Annotated in this window: 12 protein-coding genes; 4 read left to right on the top strand and 8 right to left on the bottom strand. The window is 54.0% G+C overall.

Annotated features, from left to right (window positions below; all coding sequences use genetic code 11):
• Window positions 1-3 precede the first annotated feature (3 nt).
• Window positions 4-693, bottom strand: a complete 690-nt coding sequence (locus C7387_RS15350) for an LrgB family protein (RefSeq protein ID WP_120817010.1) — start codon at window positions 691-693, stop codon at window positions 4-6.
• On the bottom strand, window positions 686-1,096 hold the full coding sequence (locus C7387_RS15345; RefSeq protein WP_120817009.1) for a CidA/LrgA family protein: 411 nt from the start codon (window positions 1,094-1,096) through the stop codon (window positions 686-688). The genes C7387_RS15350 and C7387_RS15345 overlap by 8 nt, the downstream gene beginning before the upstream one ends.
• 102 nt (window positions 1,097-1,198) lie before the next feature.
• On the opposite strand from C7387_RS15345, the gene C7387_RS15340 reads away from it, so the two are divergent.
• Complete coding sequence (locus tag C7387_RS15340; protein WP_006816716.1) at window positions 1,199-2,086, top strand: LysR family transcriptional regulator; 888 nt, start codon at window positions 1,199-1,201, stop codon at window positions 2,084-2,086.
• A 33-nt stretch (window positions 2,087-2,119) separates the two neighbouring features.
• Here C7387_RS15340 and C7387_RS15335 read toward each other — a convergent pair whose 3' ends face one another.
• The 4 genes from C7387_RS15335 to soxR form a co-directional block, all read right to left on the bottom strand.
• Window positions 2,120-3,766, bottom strand: a complete 1,647-nt coding sequence (locus C7387_RS15335; RefSeq protein ID WP_006816715.1) for a Na+/H+ antiporter — start codon at window positions 3,764-3,766, stop codon at window positions 2,120-2,122.
• Window positions 3,767-3,913: 147 nt separating this feature from the next.
• Entirely contained in the window at window positions 3,914-5,263 is a 1,350-nt protein-coding gene (locus C7387_RS15325; RefSeq protein WP_038252789.1) for an NCS2 family permease, read from the bottom strand.
• Window positions 5,264-5,595: 332 nt separating this feature from the next.
• Entirely contained in the window at window positions 5,596-6,264 is a 669-nt protein-coding gene (locus tag C7387_RS15320; RefSeq protein WP_006816712.1) for a glutathione S-transferase family protein, read from the bottom strand.
• A 270-nt stretch (window positions 6,265-6,534) separates the two neighbouring features.
• Window positions 6,535-6,993 (bottom strand): redox-sensitive transcriptional activator SoxR, encoded by a 459-nt coding sequence (soxR, locus tag C7387_RS15315; RefSeq protein ID WP_006816710.1) that lies wholly within the window; start codon window positions 6,991-6,993, stop codon window positions 6,535-6,537.
• An 86-nt stretch (window positions 6,994-7,079) separates the two neighbouring features.
• On the opposite strand from soxR, the gene soxS reads away from it, so the two are divergent.
• Window positions 7,080-7,409, top strand: coding sequence for a superoxide response transcriptional regulator SoxS (gene soxS, locus C7387_RS15310; RefSeq protein WP_006816709.1), 330 nt, complete (start codon window positions 7,080-7,082; stop codon window positions 7,407-7,409).
• Here the strand turns inward: soxS and C7387_RS15305 are convergent.
• The gene (locus C7387_RS15305; protein ID WP_120817008.1) at window positions 7,394-8,992 is read right to left on the bottom strand and encodes an EAL domain-containing protein; all 1,599 of its coding nucleotides are present in this window, start codon (window positions 8,990-8,992) and stop codon (window positions 7,394-7,396) included. The genes soxS and C7387_RS15305 overlap by 16 nt on opposite strands.
• 410 nt (window positions 8,993-9,402) lie before the next feature.
• Between C7387_RS15305 and C7387_RS15300 the strand changes: the two genes are divergently transcribed.
• Together C7387_RS15300 and C7387_RS15295 are read left to right on the top strand one after the other, a co-directional pair.
• On the top strand, window positions 9,403-9,684 hold the full coding sequence (locus tag C7387_RS15300; protein ID WP_038252791.1) for a YjcB family protein: 282 nt from the start codon (window positions 9,403-9,405) through the stop codon (window positions 9,682-9,684).
• A gap of 78 nt (window positions 9,685-9,762) precedes the next feature.
• Window positions 9,763-11,304: an MltF family protein gene (locus tag C7387_RS15295; protein WP_006816706.1), complete on the top strand. Its 1,542-nt coding sequence runs from the start codon at window positions 9,763-9,765 to the stop codon at window positions 11,302-11,304.
• A 49-nt stretch (window positions 11,305-11,353) separates the two neighbouring features.
• Here C7387_RS15295 and ssb1 read toward each other — a convergent pair whose 3' ends face one another.
• Window positions 11,354-11,878 (bottom strand): single-stranded DNA-binding protein SSB1, encoded by a 525-nt coding sequence (gene ssb1 / locus C7387_RS15290; RefSeq protein WP_006816705.1) that lies wholly within the window; start codon window positions 11,876-11,878, stop codon window positions 11,354-11,356.
• Window positions 11,879-11,986: the final 108 nt, after the last annotated feature.

Raw genomic sequence — 11,986 nt, 5'->3', positions numbered from 1 at the left:
GTTTCAGAACATCAGCAAGCCAACCAGGGGGGCTGCCAGCACCGTCACCACACCAGAAAGCATCATCACCAGACTTGCCACAACGCCTTCCTGTTGCCCAAGTTCATAAGAGCGTGCCGTCCCTGCCCCGTGTGAAGCAGCGCCAAATCCGGCCCCTTTCGCCATGCCCTCGCGAATCGACATTCGCAGAAACAGCATGTCGCCAATCGCCATGCCGAATACCCCCGTGACCACCACGAACAGCGCCACCAGATCCGGCTGGCCGCCCAGCGGTTTTGCCGCTGCGAGCGCAAACGGTGTGGTGACCGAACGCACCGCCAGGCTACGCTGGATCTCTTCCGGCAACGTGAACAGGCGCGCCAGCCAGACAGAGCTGGTGACGGCAACCAGCGTGGCCGTCACTACGCCTGCAGAAAGCGACATCCAGTGGCGCTTAATCAGCGCCAGGTTATCGTACACCGGCACCGCGAAAGCAATCGTCGCGGGACCCAGCAGCCACAGCAGCCAATGGGCTTCGCCCATGTAGTTCTGGTATGAGATGTGGCCGAACACCAGTAACAGCACCAGCAGGATGGGCGTTAACACCAGCGGCATCAGCAGCAGTTTGCGAAAGCGGCGGTACAGTCGTTTATTGGCAAAGTAGAGCCCAAGGGTGATAACCAGGCACAGCACGCTCAGTTGAAAATTAGTCATGGCTCATCCTGCGCATCTCATAGCGGTACACTTTATCCACCACCCAGGCCGTCGCCGCCAGTACCAGACAGGTGCTTAATGCAATCACCAGGAAAATACGCCAGCCATCCACCATCAGCAATTGCGCATAATTGACCACCGCCACCACTGCCGGCACAAAAAACAGCAGCATTTCAGCCAATAGCCATCGCGCCCCGGCCCTGACCCAGTTGAGCGGGATAACCCGGCAGGCAATCAGCACCAGCAGCATGACCATCCCCACCATGTTAGGCGGCAGAGGAAGATGCAGCCAGCTCACCACATACTCAGCAAAAACAAATAAACCGGCATACAGCACAACCTGTACCGGCACCTGGAGTTGTTGTAAAACCCGCGGCGCAATGCGTCCTGAGGCCACAGCCATGAAAGGAGTTCCTGCAAAAAATGAAGATGCTCAGTATAGAGAGCACGCGTCGATGACTGAAATGAATTAAAATCATTACAGGTATAGTTCCAGGGAATAGTCATGGACATAAGAACGCTACGCTATTTTGTCGAAGTGGTCCGTCAACAGAGTTTCACCCGCGCGGCGGAGAAGCTGTTCGTCACGCAGCCCACCATCAGCAAGATGCTGAAAAATCTCGAAGATGAACTGAACTGCACATTGCTCATTCGCGATGGACGCAAACTATTGTTAACCGATACCGGACGGGTAGTTTTCGAACGGGGATTAGCTATTCTCGGCGAATTCCGCCAGCTGGAATCAGAGCTCAGCGATATTAATCACCTGCATAAGGGTCTGTTACGCCTCGGGATCCCACCGATGGTCGGGATGATGATGGCCGGGCCCATCAGCCTGTTTCGCCAACGTTATCCGGGCATTGAGCTGAAGGTCTCTGAATTCGGCGGTTTAACGGTCCAGCAGGCGGTGGTCAACGGTGAGCTCGATATCGCCGTCACCGCCCTGCCGGTAGACGAAGAGAGCGGGCTTTCAACGCTCCCGCTCTTCAACCATCCGTTGTGCGTGCTGGTACCGCGCACCGGCGACTGGATGAAGATTGATTCTGTTTCGCCGGAGCTGCTGGCCGCCCATCCGCTGCTTATCTACAACGAAGAGTTTTCTCTTAGCCGCCAGCTGATGCAAATGTTCAACCGCCATCACCTCAAGCCGCGTATTGCGGTGCGCAGCGGACAGTGGGACTTTCTGGCCGCCATGGTACAGGCAGGGGTTGGCGTCGCAATTCTGCCGCAGCCTATCTGTGAACGACTGGATAAAAACACGTTGCGCTGGATCCCGCTTGAGAGTGATTTGCGTTGGGAACTGGGGTTAACCTGGCGGGAAGGCGTTTACCTGTCGCATAGCGCGCAGGCGTGGCTCACCTGCTGCAAGGGGTTCTGGACCCCGGCAGCCTGACTTCCCCTCTCCTGGGGGAGAGGGGAACATGCATTACTGATCTTCTATCAGCAGCGCTTCCAGCAGGTCGAGATCGTGCAGCAGTTTTTGCAGCGTCTCATTGCTAATCTGCCGGGTGGCACGCAGGTGATACAGCTCACCGCGCTCGGAACGCAGGGCCGCCAGGCGGAAGCGACGCTCAAGGCTCTCTTCCTGCATCGACGTCTCAACGTCATTACGCCCGTCAGCGCGTCGGCGCAGGTTACCAATCACCCGCGAGCTCACCTCGGTGAGCAGCTGATTATCAATGTTTTCCTCGGTATCCGTTGCCAGGCGCTCTTCCATCTTCTGAATAGCGACAATCGCCACTTCCGCCGTCGCCGCCCGCGCCAGCCGCTCTTCCTTGTGCTGCTGGCTATGGTCAGCCGACTCAATGTGCTGTAGCAGAATAGGCAGCATCACCACCCCAACAAACAGCGAGAACAGGATCACGCCTGCGGCAAGGAAAATCAGTTCGTAACGCGCCGGGAAGACCTCGCCGCTCGGCAGCAGCAGCGGGATGGAAAGCACACCGGCGAGCGTAATCGCCCCACGCACCCCGGCAAACGTTGCAATCAGCAGTTCACGGGTTGACCAGGAGCCAAACTCCATCGGCTTCTTCTTCAGGAAGCGCTGGCTGAAGCGCTGCATGGTCCACAGCCAGCCAAAGCGCACCAGCATCAGCGCGACATAGATGATGATGATATCGGCAAACAGCATCCAGGTTTCGACGTTAGGATCGGCCTCAGCGGCCACCAGCGAAGACTCCATAATGCCCGGCAACTGCAGGCCCAACAGCAGGAACACCATGCCGTTAAACACGAACTCCAGCATCGCCCAGGTGCTGTTCGCACGCAGACGCATCGCCAGCGGTGCCGTGCGCATCACCCCGGAACGAGTGATGGTCATCCCCGCAGCAACCGCGGCCAGAATGCCGGAGAAACCGATATGTTCGGCAATCAGGTAAGACGCGAACGGCAGCAGGAACAGCAGAACAATTTGAGTGGCGGGTTCATCTCCCCCCCAACGGCTGAGGAAGCGCAGCGAGCGCCCGTACAACCAGCTGACCACAAAGCCTGCGAAAATACCGCCTATCGCCACTTTGAAAAACTCGACCGTCGCACCGCCGATGGTGAACACCATGGTGCCCATCACTACGGCAACCGCAAATTTCAACGATACCAGGCCGGAAGCGTCGTTCATCAACGCTTCGCCCTGCAAAATACCCATGATTTTCTTCGGAATTCGCCCTTCTCCCACGATACCGGAAAGCGCCACGGCATCGGTTGGTGACAGCACCGCCGCCAGGGCGAACGCTGGTATGAGAGGAATACCCGGCACCGCCCAGTAGATAAGGAAGCCAATCCCGACCACCGTCACCAGCACCAGCGCCAGCGCGAGGCCGAGGATCTCTCGCCCGTGCTCAAGAAATTCGCGGGTCGGCGTTTTCCAGCCGTCGGCGAACAGCAGCGGTGGAATAAACAGTACCAGGAAGAGTTCAGGATCGAACTCAACGTGAAGTCCGAAGGTGGGCCACGCCAGCAGTGCCCCGATGGCAATCTGCATGAGAGGAAGTGGCAGCTGGAAGGGCAGAACGCGTGTTACTACCCCCGATAGTGAGACCACGAGGGTCATGATGAGTATTGTGAAGAAAATTTCCATGCTATCCCTGTTTGCGATGTTTTCTTATACCGAACCGGGAGGTCCATCTTTGATAATAAAACACGTTCGGCAACGTAAAGGAAACAGGATGTGCCCTAAAAACAAAAAGGGCGGCCGAAGCCACCCCTTGTCTGACAGCAAGCGCAATTAAATTGCCCAGCCGCCCGCGTAGAACACCACCAGCGCCAGCGCAATCACCACGGTGCCGATGTTCAGCTTACGCCATTCACCGGAAACCACGCGGCCAATCACCAGCGTCGCGAAGCCGATCATAATACCGGTAACGATGTTGCAGGTGAGGACGATAAACACGGCGGTAATCAGCCCGGACATGGCATCAACAAAATCGCCGAAGTCGATTTTCGCCACGTTGCTCAGCATCAGCAGACCAACGTACATCAGCGCCGGTGCGGTGGCGTATGCAGGCACCAGGTTAGAGAGCGGCGACAGGAACAGGATCAGCAGGAACAGCACGCCGACGGTAATCGCCGTCAGGCCGGTTTTACCGCCTGCCGCTGTCCCGGCGGCTGATTCGATATACACCGCTGCAGGTGCAGAACCAACCACCGCCGAGAAGACGCTGCTCAGGGAGTCAGTGGTCAGAGCCTTGCCACCGTTAATGATCTGCCCGTCTTTATCCAGCAGATTTGCCTGGCCGGCAACCGCGCGGATGGTACCGGTAGCATCAAATACCGCAGTCATCACCAGAGCCAGCACGCTCGGCAGCACGACCGGATTAAGTGCGCCCATAATGTCGAGAGTCCCAATCAGGGAATTCCCGTGCTCATCGCTCAGCGAAGGCATGGCAAAGAAGCCGGTGAAGTGCACGTTAGGGTCAAAAATCAGGCCGACAATCGAGATACCGATGATGGTCAGCAGAATACCGCCTGGTACTTTGAGTTTTTCCAGACCGATAATCACCGCGAGGCCAATCAGCGACATCACCACCGGGAAGCTGGCGAAATGACCAAGCGCGACCGGCAGACCGTCCAGCGGGTTCTTGATAACCAGACCCACGCCGTTGGCAGCAATCAGCAGCAGGAACAGGCCGATACCAATCCCGGTGCCGTGCGCAATGCCCTGGGGGAGATTGCGCAGGATCCAGCTACGGATCCCGGTGGCGGAGATGATGGTGAACAGTACCCCCATCAGGAATACCGCACCCAGCGCCACAGGAATACTGATCTGTTGGCCCAGAACCAGGCTAAATGCCGTAAACGCGGTCAGAGAAATCGCGCAGCCAATCGCCAGCGGCAGGTTAGCCCACAGCCCCATCACTACGGAGCCAACGCCCGCGACCAGGCAGGTTGCCACAAACACAGCGGAAGGCGAAAAGCCTGCTTTACCCAGCATGCCTGGTACAACAACAACGGAATAGACCATTGCCAGGAAGGTCGTTAAACCAGCGACAATCTCCTGACGAACGGAGCTGCCACGGGCAGAAATATTAAACCAGGCGTCGAGTGAGCCGCCGGTACGCGCTGAAGGCGTAGACATAGAAAACATCCCCTGAGAATTTTTAGCATGGGTTTATCGACGTGGTGGAACATCCACTGCCTGCTAAACGTTATCTCCTTGTGCGACCATCCGGCAAAGGGGAGCCGGAAGGAAAGCAAACGTTTAACTCCGCGCCGACAAAACCGCGAGTCAAAAAAAAGCAAACGATTATCTGGCTTTTAGTTTGCCGTTTTCAACAGAAGTTTGCACCATTTTGCCAAATTTCGCCTTCAGTGATGAATAAATCGCCAGAGGATGCGCAAACGTTATCGTCAGTGCGCAAAATAACAACATTTTTGGTGCGTTCTGTTTTCTTTTTTTACCTGAGCGGGTTACTCGCCAGGAATATCGAACGGCCCCCCCTGCTCAATAGCACGTTGCCAGGCGGGTCGAGTTTCCACACGCTTTTTCCACGCCGCGATGTTGGGCAACGTTTTGATGCCACCGCGCGAGAGCAGCGCAAACAGCGGGAAGCTCATCTGGATATCGGCCATGCTCAGGTTCTCACCGGCGAACCATGGCCGCCCGGCGAGCTGGGATTCGATGTATCCGGCGTGGGTGGCTATCTGCTTATCAAGATAAGCCTTCTGGACACCCTGCCCGAGGACTTTCCCAAGCGAGCGCAGGCCAAAAGGCACCGGAGGTTTCCCGAGGCTGCTGAACACCAGCTTCATCAGAAGCAGCGGCATCAGCGATCCTTCAGCATAGTGCAGCCAGAAACGATACTGCAGCTTTTCAACCTCCTCCTGAGGACGGAAATGATTGTCGCGATCGTAGCGCTCCTGCAAATACTCAAGAATGGCGCCGGATTCGGCAATGATATGCCCGTTATCTTCAAGTACCGGAGATTTCCCCAGCGGGTGCACCTTTTTGAGCGCGGGAGGCGCCAGCATGTTGGGCTCGCGCTGGTAACGGATTATCTGGTAGGGCATCTGTAGCTCTTCCAGCGCCCAGAGCACGCGCTGCGACCGCGATTGGTTCAGGTGATGCACAATGAGCATCTTTTACTCCCATGACGATAGTTTGTTCAAATTAACTATAGAAAGAAGCGCTCATCGGCGTAAAAAATTCGGCGAAAAAATCACCTGTCACACTGGTGAAATCAGGGGGCCAGGGTAGACTTAAAGAGTCAGCACAACCCGGAACCTCCAACCCCTGATGAACCACTGAGGGGTGCTGATGTCGGGGGAAACCCTCCTGTGTACCAGCGGGATAGAGAGAAAGACAAAGACCGGAAAACAACTAAAGCGCCCTTGTGGCGCTTTAGTTTTTTATTCGTCTTCCAGAAAATGCGCCCCAGGGCCTTTTTCACCCAGTTTGTCCCCCGGGTTACGCAGCGGGCAGTCGGTGCGGGATAAACAACCACAGCCGATACAACCATCAAGCTGATCGCGCAGCGCCACCAGCGTGTGAATGCGGCTGTTTAGCTCTTCACGCCACTGGGAGGAGAGCGAGGCCCAGTCTTTGGGGCTGAGCTTATGTCCTTCCGGCAGCACGCCGAAGCCCTCACTGATGGTCGACAGCGGAATACCAATGCGCTGCGCAATCTTGATGATGGCCACATAGCGCAGCACGTCGCGCCGGTAACGCCGTTGGTTACCCGCATTACGTGTGCTTTTGATAAGTCCTTTGCTTTCATAAAAATGCAGTGCAGATACCGCAACACCGCTTCGTTTCGCCACTTCCCCTGGTGTCAGCAGCGTTTTCATGCGGGGAGATTTCTTTTCCATAAAGCGCTTTACCTCAAGTTAACTTGAGGAATTATACTCGCTCCCAGACAAAACGACGAATCGAGAATTGAGAAAAGAGGCCCTGTATGTCCCATCAGGAAATTATTCAAACGCTAGTCGAATGGATTGATGAACATATCGATCAACCACTTAACATTGATGTTGTCGCAAGAAAATCCGGCTATTCGAAATGGTATCTGCAGCGCATGTTCCGCACGGTAACGCATCAGACGCTGGGAGATTATATCCGCCAACGGCGGCTATTGATGGCGGCCGAAGCGCTGCGTACTACCCAGCGGCCAATTTTTGATATCGCCATGGATCTCGGGTATGTGTCGCAGCAGACCTTCTCCCGAGTGTTCCGCCGTGAGTTCGACAGAACGCCGAGCGATTACCGCCATCAGATTTCTGCCTGAGGTACCCGGCGGCTGACCTGGCAGTCTGCCTTATCCAGCCACTGCATAAACTCCTGGGGCGGCATCGCTTTCGCAAAATGCCATCCCTGACAGTACTGAACGCCGCGCTTGTGCAGCCAGTTCACCTGGTCCGCCGTTTCAACCCCTTCGGCAATCGTCTTGAGACGCAAACTCTGCGCCATCTCAATAATATGCTCAGCAATCAGGTGGCTGGTACTGTTGGTCGTGAGCGTATCAATAAAAGACTTGTCGATTTTCAGGATATCGACGTTCAGCGAGTACAGGTTATGCAGGTTGGAATAGCCTGTACCAAAGTCATCAATGGCAATTTCATAGCCCGCCTGGCGGAAGGCCTGAATCACTGGCGTGGTTTTAGGAACATCAATAAACCCACGTTCGGTCACTTCAATTTTAATTTGCCGTGCCTGTACGGAATAATGGCGTGCTTTCTCAGAGATTTGCGCAATCAACCGTGAAGAGTGAAAATCGGAAGCGGAGAGATTAATCGAAACATACAGCTCGGGATGCTGTGCCAGGAAATGGCCCATATCCGTAAACATTTCATTGACGACATAATCCGTTACCTGCTCAATAAGCCCCTCTTTCTCCGCCAACGGGATAAACTCACTTGGGCTCATCACTGGCCCATTATATCCAGGCCAACGCAGCAGAGACTCCGCCCCAACGCATCTGTGGTTTTTAATATCAATAATGGGTTGATAATGCAGGCGTAACTGGCGTTTATTTAATGCGCGCTGCAGCTTCCGTCGCGGTGAATGATATTGCTGCCGACTGCGTGACCACACCAGTAAAATAAGCATGCTGCAAATCGCCCCCAGCGGAAGCGTTAGCGTTGCCTGATGATAAAGGTTTTGATAATAACGACCGGACTGGGTCGAAACGACAATGGCGATAGGGCGACGCTCGGACTGCACCACGGTATAAAAACGACCATCGCTCTGGAAAGAGATATTTTTATCAGAGATATGGGCTCTCAGTCTCGCCTGATCGGCCTTTGCGCTGACGGAGAAAAAAGCGTTAGTTTTGGTATCGAATACACCATAGGTTAACGATGCATCGTCAGAAATTACTTCACTGTAAGAGAGCGGATTAATCACCACGACATAATTATCCCGCTGCATGTAAGTCATCGCGTAGCCAGGAAAAAAAGGGGTGTCGCGATAATAATAAATAGAAACGTTGGGCTTACGCTTATAATTAGCCTCCGGCATGATATAGGGATGCTGAAGGTGCGTAGAGGTCGAACAGAAAAATCGGTTATCCTGGGCGTAGATGATATCTTCAACATAAAGCTGGCCACGGACGATGTTTAACAGGGCCTGCTGATGCCTGGGAGTGCACACTTCGCCGCGATATTTCTCCGCCGCATCACGTGCCTGATCCGCCTCCTGAATAACCACTTCGGTTTTATTGAGCGCCAGCAAACCGATAGAATGTAATTGTCCGGTGGTTTCTGAAGTGGCTCTCATTTGTGCAAACCAAAGCGCCAGCATCACGGGTAGCAGAACTACCATGATAACGCCAATGACGCTCAGTATCTTGTATTGCACATTCCGATTCATTTAGCCAAATATCCCTGTTTGCAGTGTGCCTGAGCATCTGACCTGTGGCTGTGATAACAGGTGATTAAGTTGCATGAATCATAAGACATTAGCAACCGACTTTTCGCGGCATAATCCTAATATTTAATGATGATGATATTATTTCACCATAAGCCAAACCTGAAGGGCAGGTTGCGTTTTTATTTAGTTATATAACAACAACAAATTTGCTGTAAAAACGCCAGTACATAATTCCTAAATGCAATCAGGTTAAGTCTGATTCTCTATTTCATCCGCCATCTGTTCAGTCCCCTCACGCCCTCCTGACGAAAAAAAAGCCGCATCATCTGGCGAATAAACCATCAATTGTGATACAGTTCACACATTAGAGTGTAACAAGAACACTGTTTCATTTCATTGAGGAAGGGCTCATGATCTCCATCACCACCGGCGTCACGCTTCTTCGTTGGCCGCTGGTCAGCGCGTTGCTGATGTTTTTTGCCAGTACGCTGAACATTCGACTGCGTAAATCTGACTACGTCGGGCTCGCGGTGATTTGTAGCGTGCTGGGCATCGCCTCAGCCTGTTGGTTCGCGACGGGGCTGCTCGGGATCACCCTTGTCGATTTAACGCTGGTCTGGAAAAACATTCAGGACGTGATGGTCGAAGTAATGAACCAGACACCGCCAGAATGGCCAATGATGCCGGTTTAAGGAAGCCTGCCGTTTCACTACGCGAGACCGCCTGAATTTGACTAAAATGAAGTGATGCACCATTCGGAGCATCACTCCATGAACACTATCTTCTTACCCCGCTATCTTTTGGCCTGTTTTGCCAGTCTGCTGTTCATCAGCACCGTTTATGCCGCGCCGGCACAGGAAAAAACGGCCGACCCGCAGGACGAGAGCCCAACGCTTGCCATGAACGTAGACGACATGCTGCAACCCTGGAAAGGGGACCTGCCCGGCATGCTCGACAGACGCGTGATCCGCGTTCTGACGACCTACAGCAAGACCTTCTTTTTTATCGATAAAGGAACCCAGCGCGGTGCCACTCACGATATTTTCATGGAGTTTGAGCGCAATCTGAACGCCAGCCTTGCGAAGGAAAAAAAGCTTAAACAGCGCCATTTGAAAGTGCGCATTATTTTCGTTCCCGTTGCCCGCGATCAGCTATTTACCGCTCTGAATGAAGGAAAAGGTGATATTGCCGCCGCCAACCTGACCATCACCCCATCGCGTCTCACTCAGGTGACCTTCACCACGCCGCTGTACCCGAACGTCAAAGAATTACTGATCTCCGGCCCGGCTTCACCCAAAGTAGAAAATCTGGATGCGCTCTCCGGTAAAACCGTCTTCGTCCGCCGTTCATCGAGCTATTACGAAAGCCTGGTCGCGCTGAATGCACGTTTTGCCAAAGCCTCTCTCCCCCCCGTGAAGATCGAACTGGCCCCCGAAGCTCTGGAGGATGAAGATCTGATCGAGATGCTGAGTGCTGGGCTCATTCCGCTGATCATCGTCGATCAGCACAAAGCGGTTTTCTGGAAACAGGTGTTCCCAAAAATTCAAATACACGACAACATCGTGCTGCGTGATGATGCCGAGATTGCCTGGGCTGTGCGAAAAGATGATCCGCAGCTGCTCGCTCTCCTCAATCAGTTCGTTAAAGCGAACGGACAGGGCAGCAAACTGGGTAACACCATACTGCTGCGCTATTTAAAAAACGCGAAATACGTGAAAAACGCGGCAGCCGAAAGCGAACGGCGCAAAATGCTGGCCATGATTGATATCTTCCGCAAGTATGGCGATCGCTACAGCGTTGACTGGCTGTTGATGGCCGCCCAGGGGTACCAGGAATCGCGTCTTAACCAGTCGGTCCGCAGCCACGTTGGTGCTATTGGTGTAATGCAGGTCATGCCAAAAACGGGTAAAGAGCTGAAAGTAGGAGATATTCGCAATCTGGATCCGAACATTCATGCCGGGGTGAAATACATGCGCTGGATGATCGATCATTACTACGGCGACGAGCCAATGACGCCTATCGACAAAGCGCTGTTTTCGTTCGCTTCCTACAATGCCGGCCCAGCGCGTATTGCTCGCCTACGGGTAGAGACCAAAAAACGCGGGTTTAACCCTAACGTCTGGTTTGGCAACGTGGAATACCTTGCCGCTGAAAAAATCGGTGCCGAGACGGTAACTTACGTCAGCAATATCTATAAATACTATATCGCCTACAAGCTCATCATGGAGGAACGGGAGAAAAAGCTGAAGGCAACGCAGGCTGCCTCCACGAGCGAGACCCAGGCTTCTACCAGCGAAAAAAAAGCCCCGTAATACGGGGCTTTCTCGTTTAACGCTGAGCTGAATGCGCTCAGGGTTAAGATCAGAACGGGATGTCGTCGTCGAAGTCCATCGGCGGTTCGTTAGATGGCGCCGGTGCAGACTGCTGCTGCGGGCGAGACTGCGCGCCGCCGCTGAACTGATTGCCACCCTGCGGCTGCTGAGGCTGACCCCAACCACCCTGCTGCTGACCGCCACCTGCTGGTGCACCACCCTGCTGACGGCCACCGAGCATCTGCATGGTACCGCCAACGTTAACCACGATTTCGGTGGTGTATTTTTCCTGACCGGACTGATCGGTCCATTTGCGGGTACGCAGCTGGCCTTCGATATACACCTGGGAGCCTTTACGCAGGTATTCACCTGCCACTTCCGCCAGCTTGCCGAACAGCACTACACGGTGCCATTCGGTCTGCTCTTTCATTTCACCGGTCGCTTTATCACGCCAGGATTCGGAAGTAGCCAGCGTAATGTTGGCAACTGCGCCACCATTCGGCATGTAGCGTACTTCCGGGTCCTGGCCCAGATTACCGACGAGAATCACCTTGTTTACGCCTCTGCTGGCCATGATCGAGTCTCCTGATACGTTTCTTAATAGTGTAAACGCGCGATTGTACCATCACAAAGAGGCATTTTGATAGCTGCGAGGATGATTCCAGAAAACTCGCGCGCATAA

Source organism: Yokenella regensburgei (genome assembly GCF_003634235.1).
Classification (GTDB): domain Bacteria; phylum Pseudomonadota; class Gammaproteobacteria; order Enterobacterales; family Enterobacteriaceae; genus Yokenella; species Yokenella regensburgei.
This window is presented reverse-complemented; position numbering and strand designations above follow the sequence as displayed.

Bases quoted from the DNA above. Each gene is read 5' to 3' on its own strand.
- C7387_RS15300 (WP_038252791.1), top strand. From the start codon at position 9,403: ATGATCTCCATCACCACCGGCGTCACGCTTCTTCGTTGGCCGCTGGTC.
- soxS (WP_006816709.1), top strand. From the start codon at position 7,080: ATGTCCCATCAGGAAATTATTCAAACGCTAGTCGAATGGATTGATGAA.
- C7387_RS15320 (WP_006816712.1), bottom strand. From the start codon at position 6,264: ATGCTCATTGTGCATCACCTGAACCAATCGCGGTCGCAGCGCGTGCTC.
- ssb1 (WP_006816705.1), bottom strand. From the start codon at position 11,878: ATGGCCAGCAGAGGCGTAAACAAGGTGATTCTCGTCGGTAATCTGGGC.
- C7387_RS15305 (WP_120817008.1), bottom strand. From the start codon at position 8,992: ATGAATCGGAATGTGCAATACAAGATACTGAGCGTCATTGGCGTTATC.
- C7387_RS15340 (WP_006816716.1), top strand. From the start codon at position 1,199: ATGGACATAAGAACGCTACGCTATTTTGTCGAAGTGGTCCGTCAACAG.
- soxR (WP_006816710.1), bottom strand. From the start codon at position 6,993: ATGGAAAAGAAATCTCCCCGCATGAAAACGCTGCTGACACCAGGGGAA.
- C7387_RS15325 (WP_038252789.1), bottom strand. From the start codon at position 5,263: ATGTCTACGCCTTCAGCGCGTACCGGCGGCTCACTCGACGCCTGGTTT.
- C7387_RS15335 (WP_006816715.1), bottom strand. From the start codon at position 3,766: ATGGAAATTTTCTTCACAATACTCATCATGACCCTCGTGGTCTCACTA.
- C7387_RS15350 (WP_120817010.1), bottom strand. From the start codon at position 693: ATGACTAATTTTCAACTGAGCGTGCTGTGCCTGGTTATCACCCTTGGG.
- C7387_RS15345 (WP_120817009.1), bottom strand. From the start codon at position 1,096: ATGGCTGTGGCCTCAGGACGCATTGCGCCGCGGGTTTTACAACAACTC.
- C7387_RS15295 (WP_006816706.1), top strand. From the start codon at position 9,763: ATGAACACTATCTTCTTACCCCGCTATCTTTTGGCCTGTTTTGCCAGT.